Consider the following 13,237-nt stretch of genomic DNA (forward strand, 5'->3'; position numbering starts at 1 on the left):
CGGTTGCTTCGGGGGCGGTCACCGGCGGGAGATGCTCAGCGTGGCGTCCCGCTCGGGGAGTTGCGTGGAGGGAAGGCCGCTACCGGACGTGGGGTTGTGCTTCGGGCGGCGTCGGGTGCTCAGTCTGCGGCGTGGGCGCCCGGCGTCCAGCACGGCCCCGAGGATGCGTCCGCCGGAACAGCCGATCAGTTCCTGCATCTGCCGGAGGTCCTCCCGCCGGGTGTGGCCGGGGCGGACGACCACGAGGATGCCGTCGGCACGCTGCGCGACGGACAGCGCGTCGGCGTGTGTGAGGAAGGGCCCCGTGACGACGACGGTCGACACGCCGGTATCGGCGGACTCCGTCCGGTCCGACGGACCGGTGGAACTGTCCGAGGAGAAGGCGAAGCGGCCGGCCACGTCGGCCTCGACGAAGGCGCTTCCGGCCGGAGGGAACTCTCCCGGGGCGGGGCCCTCGATGGGGATCAGGGGCAGCTGCGTGGCGAGGCCGGTGGTGCGTGCGGCGGTGTCGAGCAGGAGCACGTCGCTGCCGTTGTCGGCGAGTGCGGCGCCCAGATTGGCCGCGACCTCCTCGGCGTCGCCGGTCCGCCGGGGGGCCACCACGAGCAGGTGGCCGAGACCGCCCGGGTCGCCGATCTGCCGCAGCCGGAATGCCAGAGCCCGGTAGGCCTCCGTCCGGGGGCCGGCGGTACGTCCGACCGTCAGCAGGGCGCGGTCTTTGCCGTCGGAAGGCAGGACGCCGACCACCGGAGCGCGCAGGGCGCTCTGTACCTCGCCGACCGAGCCGACCCGGCTGTCCAGGGCGGAGCGTACCCATGCCAGCACGATGCCCAGGAGAAGTCCGGATGTCAGTCCGAGGGCGAGCAGGGTCCGCAGTCCGGGGCCGACGGGCAGGGCGGGCGCTGTGGCCCTGCGGACGACGTCGCCACCGTCGGTGTCGCGGGCCCTGATGTCGAGAACGCGCTTCTGCAGGTTGTAGAGCTGGTTCTGGGCCGCGGACTTGGCAGTCTCGACACCCAGGGACAGCCGCTGGTTCAGCACGGCGATCTGTTGCTGCAGAGCACGGGTGGTCCGCGCCACCGTGGCGTCGTTTCGGCTTTCGCGGTCGCCGAGATAGGCGTCGGCGAAGGCGTTGGCGCCGCGCGCCGCGCGCTGTGGGCTGCTGGCGGTGAACTCGAAGCGCAGGACCTGTGACTGGAGCGGGTTGGTGACCCGTACCTGATTACCGAGCGTCCCGGCGTGGCTGTCGGGCCGGCCCAGGAGGCGCGTCGCGCGCACGGCGACGGTGGCACTGGCGGCGATGCGCTGCTCGGTGCTCATGCTGACCTGGTTGTCGGCCGAGACGCCGACGGCGCCGAAGGGGTCGGTGGTGGAGCGCACCAGTACTTCGCTGGTGGCGCGATAGGTGTGGGCGCGCTGCAGAGACAGGGCCAGCCCGCCCAGGACACCCAGGAGGATGCCCAGCGCGATCAGGGCGCGGTGGCGCAGGATTCGGCGCAGTTGGTCGCGTAGCTGGTCCGGTTCGTCGTACCGGTCGTCGAATGGGATGGGGCCGGTCACCGGTGCCCTCCTGTTCCGGGGATGGATGCATGACGGATGGGTGCGATCGGCTTCGCTGCCGGGGGGAGCCGGCCGGTGCGGGTGCTGATGAGCAGCGGAACGGTCAAGAGGAGGGTCAGCGGGCCTGCGATGCCGAGCAGGCTGCCGCGCAGGAAGACCATCTGGTAGAAGGCGAAGGCAGGCACCAGCATTGCCGCGAGACTGCCCGGCCGGCCGCGTAGCAGGTGGCGTACGTCGTCCACTCGCCGTCCCAGCGAGCCGAGTAGACAGAAGACGCCGACCACGCCGAGTGGACCGGCCCAGAGGTAACTCTCGATCCACAGCGGCGCGGAGAGATTGCGGAACTCATAGCCTGCGAAGCGAGCCAGTCTGACGCCGGTGTCCTCGGGTTTCTCCGGCCACATCGAGCGCGGCACCATGAACAGCGGGGGGCCGAGGGCGTCCTGCGGGGAGAACCCGTTGTCCCGTGTGAAGTCGATGCCTGTCTGTACCTGCTGGAAGGCGTCATAGTCTCCGTTGGTGGTGAACTGGGCGGCGAGGGAGGTGACGGCCACCTCCTCGCGGTCGCTGTAGCGGAAGTAGTCGCTGTAGGGGAAGACGACCAGGAGCGCCGCGATCATTGCGGCGGCCGTGATCCGGAAGGCGCGGGGCCGGCTCAGCCGGGGCACGGCGAACAGCAGGGTCAGTACGACCGTGCCGACCCAGAACCGGGGTTTGCTGACGGGGTTGTTGACGACCGCGTTCAGTACGATGAGCACCGGAAGCAGGAGTCGGCGCAGGACGCGAAGCCAGCGGTCGCCGCCCGTCAGACGGGGCACGTGCAGCAGTCCCAGCAGGGCCCAGAATGCGGGCACGGACAGTGACCAGCTGAGCAGCACCTGGAGGAAGGCGCCCTCCCCGTCACCGAGGGCGCCCGCTTCTGTGATCGCCTGACGGCTGGTGAAGTAGGCCGAGAGGCGACCGGGCTGACGCGAGATCAGCAGCAACGCGAAGGCGAGGGCCGCACCGCTCAGCGCCAGCAGGCGCCAGGGCGCGAGACGGCGTGAGAGCAGCCGTTCCAGCAGCCCCGGCGGTGCGGTCACCGCGCGGGCCTGCCGGTGGCGCGCGGCCAGCGCCGTTCCGGCGCTGTAGGCCACGAGGCCCAGCTCGATGACAGCGACCGCTGTGCAGGCCGTCGCCTCGCCGGCCCGGTAGGGCCACGGGTACGCGTCGGAGGCAAGCATCGCCAGGGGCGCCAGACCGAGCCAGATGTAGGCGAAGACCCAGAAGCCGAAGCCGACCAACCGCACCGTGGGAGCAGTGAGCACCCGGGCGAGCGCTCCACCGGCGTGGACGACGACGACTGCCTGGAGAAGGAGCGCCGACGACATCCGCATGCCGTCCGACTGGAGGACCAGCCCCGGCAGCAAGACGATCAGGGTCACGGTCCACAGGGCGACCGCGGCCACGCTGCGGACGCGGGCGCCTCGCATCCGGACCTCTCCGTCGAGCGATTTTTCGTCCTGAATCCTCACCAAAGGATATATAGCGGTCGCGAACGCAGAACTGGGCTCACCACGCACTAGACAACGGAATCGATGTATTAGTCCTCAAACATGGTCATCGAGTGATCTCCATGGCCACTGGCGTGCCTTAGATCTCAAATCAGGACAAATCTGCATAGCTTATCGCGCAGGTCTCCGCAGGCCCGGTGCTGGATCGGCTGTGACGGGCGGCGGTGGACCTGCTGATCACTCATCAGACCCCCAACGCACAAAGGGAATCGCGCATGAGCAAGCAGACCGATGTCGTCGTGGCCGGAGGCGGGGGATTCATCGGCGGTCACCTCGTCGGCGAACTTCTCGCCCAGGGGAAGACCGTCCGCTCCATCGACATCAAGCCTCCCCACGAGTGGTACCAGCTCCACCAGGACGCCGAGAACGTTGTCGCCGACCTTTCGCTGCTCGACAGCGCACGGGCGGGCGTCCAGGACGCGCGGCAGGTGTACATGCTGGCCGCCGACATGGGCGGCATGGGCTTCATCGAGAACAACAAGGCCGCCTGCATGATGTCGGTGCTGACCAGCACCCACATGCTCCAGGCGGCGCACGAGGCCGGTGTCGAGCGCTACTTCTACTCCTCCTCCGCCTGCGTCTACGCCGCCGACAAGCAGACCGACCCGAAAGTCACCGCCCTCAAGGAGGAGGACGCCTACCCCGCACAGCCCGAGGACGGCTACGGATGGGAGAAGCTCTTCTCCGAGCGCATGTGCCGGCACTACGCCGAGGATTACGGGTTCACCACTCGCGTGGCCCGCTACCACAACGTGTACGGCCCTCACGGCACCTGGACCGGCGGTCGCGAAAAGGCGCCGGCCGCGGTGTGCCGCAAGGTGGCCGAGGCGGTCGTGTCCGGTGACCACCGGATCGACATCTGGGGCGACGGACAGCAGAGCCGTTCGTTCATGTACATCGACGACTGTCTCCACGGCACCCAGATGATCATGCACGCGGACAGTGGTGTCCCCGTCAACCTGGGCTCGTCGGAACTGGTGACGATCAACCAGCTCGTCGACATCGTCGAGCAGATCGCCGGCATCCGCTGCGAACGCACCTACCAGCTGGACGCCCCACAAGGCGTACGCGGCCGCAACTCCGACAACAACCTGATCCGCGAGATCTACGGCTGGGAACCGTCGATCCCCCTGCTCGACGGCCTGGAGAAGACCTATGCCTGGGTCTACGACCAGGTCAAGCGCTCCCACCAGTGAGACCGAGCCGAGACCCCGCCACGGAGAGCCGATGAGGATCCTCGTGCACGACTACAGCGGTCACCCGTTCCAGGCGCAACTGAGCAGGGAACTGGCGCGCCGCGGCCACGATGTCGTCCACTCAACCTGCACCGCCTACGTGTCCGGCAAGGGCAACCTCGCCGGAAACGCTCCGCGTCTGCGTTTCGTCACCATCGGGGACAGCACCGCGCTCCGCAAGGAGCACTACTTCCAACGGCTGTGCCAGGAGACCCTGTTGGGCCTTGAACTGGCCCGGCAGGTGCGCCGGGAGAAACCCGACGTGGCCATGCTGTCCAACCTGCCCATCCCCATGCTGGTCGCGGCAGCGGCCATGCTGAAACGGCTGGGCATCCCCTGGGTGCTGTGGCACCAAGACGTCACGGCCGTCGCACTGAAGACGTTCGCCGGTGTCGCGAAGTCCATGGGTGTCGCCGCCAGGGTCTTCGGCGCAGGCGAGAAGTGGGCGGCACGCAGGGCCACGGCCATCGTGGTGATTGCGCAGTCCTTCCTGCGGATCCACCAGCAGTGGGGCACCGCTGCCAAGGTCAGCGTCATTCCCAACTGGGCACCGCTGGACGAGATCGTCCCGCGGACCAGGGAAAACGACTGGTCTGCCGAACAAGGTCTGAACGGGGTGCGGACGGTGCTGTACTCCGGCACCCTGGGTCTCAAGCACAACCCGGTGCTGCTGGTGCAGTTGGCCGAACGGCTGCGGGAGCGGGGCACCCCGGTCCGTCTCGTCGTCGTCAACGACGGCCCTGCCGTGCCCGTCCTCAGAAGGGCCGCAGCCGCCCGCGGGGTCGACCTGACCCTGCTGCCCTTCCAGCCCTACGCGAGACTGCCCGACGTGCTGGGCTCGGGCGACCTTCTCGTCGTCGTCCTTGCAGCGGACGCAGGTCAATTCTCCGTCCCGTCCAAGACGCTGTCGTATCTGTGCGCCGGGCGTCCGGTGCTCGGACTCATGCCCGGCGACAACCTGGCCGCACACCTCCTCCGGCAGGCCGGCTCAGCGGTCTTCCCTCCGGCGGAGTCCGCACTCGACGAGGCCTCCGCATGGGCCCAGGAAATCCTGTCCGACCCGGCTCGCGCCGAGTCCCTGGGCAAGGAGAGCCGTGCCCTCGCCGAGCGGGAGTTCGCCCTGGAGGACTGTGCCTCCCGTTTCGAGGACATCCTCCGCACGGTCAGCCGCACCCCGGCGCGCTGACGCCCTTGCGGGCACCGGCCGTCTCGAAACCACCGCGTCTGCGGCGGGCCCGAGACGGCCGGGGCATCCAGATCAACCGTGACCCGGTCGCCCCCGATAGACGTCCTCCAGTCGGTCCACGACCGCCCGGATGGAAAAGACCTCCTCGATCGCACGACGACCGGCCTCGGCCACAGAGCGGCGTAGCGTCTCGTCGGCAAGCAGCAGGCACACCGCGTCGGCCAGAGTCTCCGGGCTGCCGTCGGTGACCAGCGCCGCTCCTCTGCGTGTCAGTTCGGCCGCGATGCCGCTGCTGTCCGTGCACACCACCGGCGTGCCTTCGACCAGTGCTTCCAGCACTGTCATGGGAAACGGCTCATCCACACTCGGCAGGACGTAGACGGCCGCTTTGCGGTAGGCTTCCAGCGCTGCGGAGTGGTCCAGCGCACCGCCGTACGAGACCACCTCGGTCAGTCCGCGATCCGCGATCAGCCGACGCACGGCCGGAAGCGACCCTTCGTCCGCACCGAACAAGGTGAAGCGTGCCTCAGGCATCTCCTTGTGGACCAGGGCGGCCATCTCGACGAACGCCTCCGGGCGTTTGCGCGGATGAAGCCGGGCCAGGAAGATCACGTCGTGGTCGCTGCGCGGCAGGGTGCCAGCCTCATCGCTCACGCGCAGACCATTCGGCAGGGAAACCAGCGGTGGCGCGTCCGGACCCAGTACGTCGTTCAGGGCCCGGCGCTCCCGCTCGGTGAGCACGAGACAGCAGCGCGACCGGCGCAACAGAGGCACGTAGAGACGGTCGAAGACACGCGCAAGGGTGTGGCCGCGGGGCTCGACCATGCCGTGGGTCTGGGTGACGAAAGCGGTACGCCGCAGGCGGGCCACAAGGAGCGCGGCGAGCGAGACGAGGTCGCGTCCCGCGTGCAGTTGCACGACGTCGGCGTGCCCCATGGCCCGCCACAGGTCCCACAGCAGCAGCGGGTGCATGAGTCCCAGACAACCCCGGCCCGGAACGACCCGCCATGCCGGACGGGAAAGGAAGCGGACGGCGCCGACGTGGCGCGCGGCGGGCGATCGGCCCCGCCACAGCGACACCAGCGTCACATCGTGGCCGCGAGCGGCGCACTCCTCGAGCTGGGCCAGGGCCACGCTCGTCGGCCCGCCAAAAGCACCGTCGTCGCTGACGAGGGTGACGACATGAACCAGTCTCATGGCGTGGTTCCCTTCGCCGACACGGTGGGAACGGACGCGTCCGTCACAGCCGCACCGCCCACGGTGAGGACCTCGTCCGGTGCGAGGTCCCGGTGAGCGACGGCGCCGGCACCCACTACCGCGCCGACTGCGACGGTGACCCCGCGCAGGACGACGGCGCGCGCCGCGACCCAGCTGCCCGCTTCCAGCCGGATGGGGCCGTTGTCGAACTCGAAGGTGGCGGAACGGCGATGATGGCTGCCCGTGCACAGCAGTGCACCCTGGGACACGCAGCAGTCGTGGCCGATCGTGACCGGTTCCAGGTTGAGGATCCAGGCGTCCTCACCGATCCAGACGTCGTCACCGATGTCCAGTTTCCAGGGCCAGTGGACCCGCACTCCGCGCCGGATGAGCACCCGCTGCCCGACCCGGGCCCCGAAGGCGCGCAGTAGTGCCGGCCGCCAGCGCGCCGGGAACCACCAAGTGGCGAAGACGAGATGAAGGACGGCGTACCACGCGGCCTGGACCGGCAGGGAGCGGCCCTTGTCGTATCCGGTGCCGGTGAATCCGCGCAGGGAGCGCCCTCCGAGGCGTTGATGCGTCGTGGTGCCGTGGGTGTCACCCGGGTGAGGGGCGGTTTTGGACCGTGCGGCTCTGTGGTGTGCGGCTGAGGTCTGTGCCATGGCGGTGTCCCTTCCGAGGGCCTGAGACGTCTCCAGCCGCGATCCTTACCGTCCCCCGGGACGGATCGTCCGCGATCTCGGCGTGTTGGTGGCAGGCCTGCCCGGATGGAGGATGCGGCCCGGAAAAGGGCCGCATCCGCCCTCAGTAGGCGCCTTGTCCTTCGACGACCACGCGCACCGTGCGTGCCATGACGTTCATGTCGCCGGCCAGCGACCAGTTGTCGACGTAGCGCAGATCGAGTGCGACCGTCTCGCGCCACGACAGATCCGACCGCCCGCTCACCTGCCACAGACCTGTCAGGCCCGGTTTGATGCGGAGCCGGCGCATCTCGACGCTGTTGTAGTTGGCGACCTCCTCGGGGAGCGGAGGGCGCGGACCGACCAGGGACATGTGACCGAAGAGGATGTTGAACAGCTGAGGCAGCTCGTCCAGAGAGTAGCGGCGCAGGATGCGGCCCACGGAGGTGACCCGGGGGTCCTGACGCATCTTGAACATGTGCCCGTCGTTCTCGTTCTGCGCCTCCAGCCCGCTTTTCATCCGGTCGGCGTCGACCACCATGGTGCGGAACTTCCACATGGCAAACAGCGCCATGCCGCGGCCCATGCGTGTCTGGCGATACAGGATCGGCCCGGGCGAGCCGAACCGGACGGCGAGAGCCAGCACGAACAGCAACGGTGAGAGCAGCACGATCAGTATCAGGGCAGCCATTCGGTCCAAGAGGGCTTTCGCCAGCGTGTGCATGCCGCGCTGCAAAGGCGGCGCGATGTGCAGCAGGGTGAGACCGGCTGCCGACGTCGGTCGTACACGCCGCCGTGCGACGTCGACGATCCCTGGCAGCACCACGAGTGAGCGGCCCTGGTCGTGGAGCATCCAGGACAGCCTGCGCACCCGATCACCGGAGACATGCGGACCGGGTGCCACGAATACCGTGTCGGCCAGGAGCTCCTCGGCCGCCCTCAGCACTGCCGCGGCGTCCTCCTCGGGCGTCTCGGGCGTCTCGAGGGGCAGCCGCCCACACACGGGCACTCCGGAAAGGACCTCGCCCTCACCCACCGGGCAGGCCCCGACCACCACATACTCGTGGTCGGTGCGCTGGGCGAGTTGCTCGACGACGGCGTCGACCGTCGGGGCCTCACCGACGATGACCACGTGGCGCAGGGCGCGGGCCGCCCGGCGGGTCGCCAGCAGGTGACGGTGGATCAACTTCTGGCAGACGCCCGTCAGAACCAGGGCGGGGATCAGTGCCGTGAACGCTTCGGCAGGCACGCTGTCCAGCCCGCAGACCACACGCAGTGTGGCCAGGGCGCCGACAAGGACCAGCCAGTCCCGTATCACGGCCCTCAGGCCGCCCCCGTCGCCCCAGGCCAAGGGCGTGTACCGCCTGCTGACCACTCCGATGAGCGGCCAGAGCAGGGCGGCCGCGGCCGCCAGGCGCAGGGGGTGGGGTTCGCGAACCTCGATGAAGGCCGCAGCAACCGGAAGTGCCGCAGCAAGGAGGTCCACCGTCACCGAGAAGGGGGCGTACCAGCGTGCCCGACCCTCCTCGCGGTGGATTGGGCGATGTGCGACAGGCATCGGCGCCTGCCGGGGCATCGCGATTCTGAACCGCCGCATGGTCCTCTCCCTCAAGTCCCCCGATATGGAATGCCAGTACGACTGTCGAGCGCAGGTGTTGACAGTCACGCTGGCTGGAATATGCCTCTTATATCACCACATAGATATGAAAAGCATCCTGTTGTACCGATACGCTCTGTCACATGTCCGGACAGGCCTGCCGGTCGGGCCGTCGCATCGCCCCCGCCGGAGGCCGAATACCGGCCTCCACCCGTTGCGCGACGACCAAGCTGTCGTCGCGCAGGCAGGACGAGAATCGCTGGATCGGCGCTGCGATGCCCAAGCAAATCGCACCTGGAGAGTCTCCGCGTCGACCGCCGGCTCGAAGAAGTTCCGGCCCGAGGGCCGCGCCGCTCCGCCGCACTCGGCCCCGCCGGCGGCCCTGTGCAGGCAGGCCGACGGCACCTGCGCACCGCCTGGGGCAGCGAGGCCGCACGGTCGGATCGAGCGTCACCGGCGACTGGTGGGCCGCTTCTCAGCCCTCTTCGAAGCGTGGGCGCACGTCCTCACCGCTCGATGACCCGACACTGGCAGTTCGGCGCCAACGGCCCCGAGTCTTCCTCGTAGGCCAACTCGGCCGATGGGACTCGGCTTCTTCAGCCGCGGGCAAGCTTCGTCCGGGTCAGCCTCCTCGCGGGCGGGCGCCGGGGCGACGGCGTACCGGCCCGGCCCGGCCCCGGATCGTAAGAGCGGCACAGCGGCCGATGATGGTTGTCGGCTCGCGGCGGCCGCCCCCTTCGGCTTCGGTATGACCAGCTGGTACGACCGCACAGGGCTGCATCGCATCCCCGCCGAGACGAAGCCCGGGAAGACTGGTGCCCCGGTGGCGGAAGGCGGCTCACCCAAGGCGGGGCATGACGCGGAGTGGCCCCGGTGTGCGTCGCCCTCGTGGGGACGAGAGGTGCGTGCACCATCAGGGCTCGGCGACGGTCTCTCCCTCAAGACCGTCGCCGAGCCTCTGGGTGGCCTGCAGGTGTCCGCCCGGCGCGGGCGTCTCCTCGCCACCCCATGACACTCCGCGGAAACCGATCGGTTTCTGTTTCGTCCGATTCGAGTTAACCTCGCGGTATGACTACCGAAGTGAAGCCAAGTCCCCGGGAGCGGCTGCTGGAGGCGGCGGCCACGCTCACCTACCGCGACGGCGTCGGCATCGGCGTCGAGGCGCTGTGCAGGGCGGCGGGGGTGTCGAAGCGCTCCATGTATCAGCTGTTCGAGAGCAAGGGCGAGCTGCTGGCGGCGAGCCTGAAGGAGCGTGCCGCTGCCTTGGTGGCGAGGGCCCTGCCCCCGGCGGATGACGGCTGTTCCCCCCGCGAGCGGATCCTGTACGTCTTCGAGAGGGTGGAGTCACAGGCGGGTGCGCCCGACTTCCAAGGCTGCCGGTACCTGGCCGTGCAGATCGAGCTCAAGGATCAGACCCACCCCGCGAGCCGGGTGGCCCACCAGATCAAAGCGGACCTGACAGCCTTCTTCCGCTCCGAGGCCGCACGGGGTGGGGTGAGCAACCCCGACCTGCTGGCCCGCCAGCTCATCCTGGTCTTCGACGGCGCCAGCGCCCGCGCGGGGATCGGCGCCGACCATCTGACCGGGCTCATCGCACCCACGGTGACCACCCTGCTCGATGCGGCAGACATGCACTGAGCCACCCCGTCTTCGACCAGGATCGGCGACCGAAGTGCTCTTTCGGGCTGATGCCCGACCTCGGCAGCCGACGCGGCGCGCATGGCCTCACGCCCCCGGTTCCCTGTGACCGGAGGGAAGCCCGATGGCCGTAACGGTGTCGCCGAGCATGCCGCAAGCGAAGAAGCTTGTGGTTGCGTGGACATCGGCACCCAGCGACAGGTGCACGGTTTCCCACTGTCTCATCCAGCCGGCCCGGACAAGCTCGCCCGTCTGGTCATCGCCCTCTGCCTCGGTGGCCGCGACGACGGAGTATCCCTGCATCTGCATCAGGGAGCGTTCGGAGCGCTCCGAGATCAGCCGCGCGTACGCGTCCGGCATGGCGCCCAGGGCCTGCTCGCTGCTCCCACCCCGCCGACCGCCCGCTCGAAAGCCGGGCGGGTGCCTTCCGTGCTCCGTACCGGGGCGGCGACGAAGATCGCCTTTTGCCCGGGAAGAGCCGGAAGAGGTACGGCCGCGTGACGCCGACGCGTTTGGCGATCGCCTCGGTGGAGGTGCTGTGGTGGCCTTCGACTTGCATGATGAAACCGATCGGTTTACAGTGGTCAAACCGATCGGTTTTCACCTTTGTGGAGGTAGTCATGACAGCAATCAAGGGCGCCGGCGTCTTCGTCACCGGAGGCAGCCGCGGCATCGGCAGGATGCTGGTCGAGGAGCTCTACGCACGCGGGGCCGGCAAGGTCTATGCCACGGCCCGTGACCCGCGCTCGGTGACCCACCCCGATGCCGTTCCGCTGGCGCTCGAGGCCACCGACCCGGCATCCGTGGCGGCGGCCGCCGAGCAGGCCCAGGACGTCACCATCCTGATCAACAACGCCGGTGCCTCCGTCCGCGCCTCGTACCTCGACTCCCCGATGGAGGACGTGCGCCAGGATCTGGAGACCAACTTCTACGGGCCGCTGCTGGTAACCCGCGCCTTCGTGCCGATCATCGAGCGCAACGGCGGCGGCCACATCCTCAACGCCCACTCCGCCCTGTCCTGGCTGGCCGACGGCACACCCTACGGCGCCTCCAAGGCCGCCCTGTGGTCGCAGAGCAACTCCCTGCGCCTGGAGTTGCAGCCGCGCGGCATCGCGGTGACCGGGCTCCACATGGCCTACGTGGACACCGACATGACCTCGGGTGTCGACGCACCCAAGGCCGACCCCCGCGACATCGCCGTAGCCGCACTCGACGGCATCGAGGCAGGGGCGCACGAGGTGCTGGCCGACGACACCACCCGCTGGGTCAAGTCCCAGCTGTCCGCCGACCTGGAAGCGATGTACGCCCAGCTGAAGAAGTGACACCACCCACGATGCGTCGACGGCCCGGCGCTCCGGTGACACGGTCGCCGACCATGCCCTGGGCCTTCTGAGCAGCCGGCTCACCGACGTCACCCCCACCAGACAGAGGACACATCGATGCCAGAGCGCAATCCCATCCTGATCACCGGTGCCGCCGGTGAAGTCGGCGGTGTGAGCCGAACGATGGTCGACATGCTGCTCGAACAAGGGCACTCGGTGCGCGCCTTCGTGCGCCAGGACGACGAACGCGCGCACGCGCTCCGCCAGGCCGGGGCCGAGGTCTTCGTCGGTGACCTGCTCACCGTCGCCGACGTGAGCGCCGCGCTGAAGGGCGTCCGCCGTATCTACTTCAGCATGAGCCTGTCGCCGTACTACACCGACGCCGTCAGCCTGATGGCAGCGGCGGCGCGGGCCCAGGGCGGCATCGAGGTCTTCGTCAACATCTCCGAGTACGAGCAGTCGTTCATGACGTTCGACAAGATGACCGCGCCGGAGGAAGAGCGGCGTGCGTGGCTCGGCGGACTCGTCGCCAACTGGTCGCCGCAGCAACGGGCCCACTGGGTCGCCGAGCAGGTGCTGGACTGGTCCGGCCTGCCGACCGTCAACATCCGGGCGGCCATGTTCGTCGAGAACCCCCTGATGACCTGGCTGGCGCTGGAGCCGCTGAGCAGGGGTGAACTGCGCCTGCCCTTCGGCGACCACCGGCTCGCGCCCATCGCGGGTTACGACGTGGCGGAGCTGTGCGTGCAGATCCTGGCGGACCCGGAGCCGCACATCTCGAAGTCCTACGACCTCAACGGCCCGGAACTGAAGGACATGCACGCCTTCGCGGAGGACTACGCGGCCGTGCTGGGACGCCCGGTCACTTACGTTCCCGAAGACGTCGAAACCTGGAACGAGACCTACGTGGACAGCGCCTTGGCCGTGTTCCCGCACACCGCGGAACACCTCAAGACCCTGACCCGGCTGATGGGCGGCGGCGGATATCGCGGCGTCACCGACCAGCTGGACACCCTGCTCGGGCGCCCGCCGAAGACCGTGCGGTGGGCGCTGGAGAACCATCCGCGCATCCGGAAGCTGGCGTCTGCCTGAACCGCTGAGCGATCCGGCCCACCTCTCCAACTCGCCGGATCTCGCCCTTTGACGCGTGGAGGTGGCTGAACGCATCTTCTGAGGGCCCCTGTCCAGGAGTGCCGAGACCGTGCGAGGGTCAGCGCCGGGGCTGGTGTGCCCCCTCCCGCGCTTCCTGAGCTCTTCGAACGACCCCTT

The 13,237-nt window shown here is 68.9% G+C and carries 12 protein-coding genes; 5 read left to right on the top strand and 7 right to left on the bottom strand.

The features are described 5' to 3' along the window. Positions 1-18: 18 nt before the first annotated feature. Positions 19-1,560, bottom strand: a complete 1,542-nt coding sequence (locus P1P75_RS15620; RefSeq protein ID WP_319255605.1) for a hypothetical protein — start codon at positions 1,558-1,560, stop codon at positions 19-21. Next, the gene (locus P1P75_RS15625; protein WP_319255607.1) at positions 1,557-3,032 is read right to left on the bottom strand and encodes a hypothetical protein; all 1,476 of its coding nucleotides are present in this window, start codon (positions 3,030-3,032) and stop codon (positions 1,557-1,559) included. Before P1P75_RS15625 ends, P1P75_RS15620 begins: the two co-directional genes overlap by 4 nt. Before the next feature lie 296 nt (positions 3,033-3,328). Between P1P75_RS15625 and P1P75_RS15630 the strand changes: the two genes are divergently transcribed. Next, positions 3,329-4,309, top strand: a complete 981-nt coding sequence (locus P1P75_RS15630) for an NAD-dependent epimerase/dehydratase family protein (RefSeq protein ID WP_319255609.1) — start codon at positions 3,329-3,331, stop codon at positions 4,307-4,309. 31 nt (positions 4,310-4,340) lie between these two features. Next, positions 4,341-5,534, top strand: a complete 1,194-nt coding sequence (locus P1P75_RS15635) for a glycosyltransferase family 4 protein (protein WP_319255611.1) — start codon at positions 4,341-4,343, stop codon at positions 5,532-5,534. A gap of 72 nt (positions 5,535-5,606) precedes the next feature. Here P1P75_RS15635 and P1P75_RS15640 read toward each other — a convergent pair whose 3' ends face one another. The 3 genes from P1P75_RS15640 to P1P75_RS15650 all read right to left on the bottom strand — a co-directional run bounded on the left by P1P75_RS15640 (position 5,607) and on the right by P1P75_RS15650 (position 9,008). Next, the gene (locus P1P75_RS15640; protein ID WP_319255613.1) at positions 5,607-6,731 is read right to left on the bottom strand and encodes a glycosyltransferase; all 1,125 of its coding nucleotides are present in this window, start codon (positions 6,729-6,731) and stop codon (positions 5,607-5,609) included. Then, entirely contained in the window at positions 6,728-7,393 is a 666-nt protein-coding gene (locus P1P75_RS15645; protein WP_319255615.1) for a putative colanic acid biosynthesis acetyltransferase, read from the bottom strand. Before P1P75_RS15645 ends, P1P75_RS15640 begins: the two co-directional genes overlap by 4 nt. Before the next feature lie 142 nt (positions 7,394-7,535). Next, positions 7,536-9,008 (bottom strand): sugar transferase, encoded by a 1,473-nt coding sequence (locus P1P75_RS15650; protein WP_319255617.1) that lies wholly within the window; start codon positions 9,006-9,008, stop codon positions 7,536-7,538. A gap of 1,068 nt (positions 9,009-10,076) precedes the next feature. On the opposite strand from P1P75_RS15650, the gene P1P75_RS15655 reads away from it, so the two are divergent. After that, complete coding sequence (locus P1P75_RS15655) at positions 10,077-10,646, top strand: TetR/AcrR family transcriptional regulator (protein WP_319255619.1); 570 nt, start codon at positions 10,077-10,079, stop codon at positions 10,644-10,646. Positions 10,647-10,733: 87 nt separating this feature from the next. Here P1P75_RS15655 and P1P75_RS15660 read toward each other — a convergent pair whose 3' ends face one another. Together P1P75_RS15660 and P1P75_RS42035 are read right to left on the bottom strand one after the other, a co-directional pair. Next, positions 10,734-11,006 (bottom strand): hypothetical protein, encoded by a 273-nt coding sequence (locus P1P75_RS15660; RefSeq protein ID WP_319255621.1) that lies wholly within the window; start codon positions 11,004-11,006, stop codon positions 10,734-10,736. Next, complete coding sequence (locus P1P75_RS42035; RefSeq protein WP_369076339.1) at positions 10,903-11,319, bottom strand: helix-turn-helix domain-containing protein; 417 nt, start codon at positions 11,317-11,319, stop codon at positions 10,903-10,905. Before P1P75_RS42035 ends, P1P75_RS15660 begins: the two co-directional genes overlap by 104 nt. Between P1P75_RS42035 and P1P75_RS15665 the strand changes: the two genes are divergently transcribed. Both P1P75_RS15665 and P1P75_RS15670 read left to right on the top strand, forming a co-directional pair. After that, positions 11,267-11,968, top strand: coding sequence for an SDR family oxidoreductase (locus tag P1P75_RS15665; protein ID WP_319255623.1), 702 nt, complete (start codon positions 11,267-11,269; stop codon positions 11,966-11,968). The genes P1P75_RS42035 and P1P75_RS15665 overlap by 53 nt on opposite strands. Positions 11,969-12,085: 117 nt before the next feature. Then, positions 12,086-13,060, top strand: a complete 975-nt coding sequence (locus P1P75_RS15670; protein WP_319255625.1) for an NmrA family NAD(P)-binding protein — start codon at positions 12,086-12,088, stop codon at positions 13,058-13,060. Positions 13,061-13,237: the final 177 nt, after the last annotated feature.

The sequence above is a fragment of the Streptomyces sp. ID05-39B genome, from assembly GCF_033794725.1.
GTDB classification, from domain to species: Bacteria; Actinomycetota; Actinomycetes; order Streptomycetales; family Streptomycetaceae; genus Streptomyces; species Streptomyces bobili.

Excerpts from the sequence above, each read along its gene's own strand:
- P1P75_RS15625 (WP_319255607.1), bottom strand. The coding sequence starts at position 3,032 with ATGCGAGGCGCCCGCGTCCGCAGCGTGGCCGCGGTCGCCCTGTGGACC.
- P1P75_RS15630 (WP_319255609.1), top strand. The coding sequence starts at position 3,329 with ATGAGCAAGCAGACCGATGTCGTCGTGGCCGGAGGCGGGGGATTCATC.
- P1P75_RS15635 (WP_319255611.1), top strand. The coding sequence starts at position 4,341 with ATGAGGATCCTCGTGCACGACTACAGCGGTCACCCGTTCCAGGCGCAA.
- P1P75_RS15640 (WP_319255613.1), bottom strand. The coding sequence starts at position 6,731 with ATGAGACTGGTTCATGTCGTCACCCTCGTCAGCGACGACGGTGCTTTT.
- P1P75_RS15645 (WP_319255615.1), bottom strand. The coding sequence starts at position 7,393 with ATGGCACAGACCTCAGCCGCACACCACAGAGCCGCACGGTCCAAAACC.
- P1P75_RS15650 (WP_319255617.1), bottom strand. The coding sequence starts at position 9,008 with ATGCGGCGGTTCAGAATCGCGATGCCCCGGCAGGCGCCGATGCCTGTC.
- P1P75_RS15655 (WP_319255619.1), top strand. The coding sequence starts at position 10,077 with ATGACTACCGAAGTGAAGCCAAGTCCCCGGGAGCGGCTGCTGGAGGCG.
- P1P75_RS15660 (WP_319255621.1), bottom strand. The coding sequence starts at position 11,006 with ATGCCGGACGCGTACGCGCGGCTGATCTCGGAGCGCTCCGAACGCTCC.
- P1P75_RS15665 (WP_319255623.1), top strand. The coding sequence starts at position 11,267 with ATGACAGCAATCAAGGGCGCCGGCGTCTTCGTCACCGGAGGCAGCCGC.
- P1P75_RS42035 (WP_369076339.1), bottom strand. The coding sequence starts at position 11,319 with ATGCCGCGGCTGCCTCCGGTGACGAAGACGCCGGCGCCCTTGATTGCT.
- P1P75_RS15670 (WP_319255625.1), top strand. The coding sequence starts at position 12,086 with ATGCCAGAGCGCAATCCCATCCTGATCACCGGTGCCGCCGGTGAAGTC.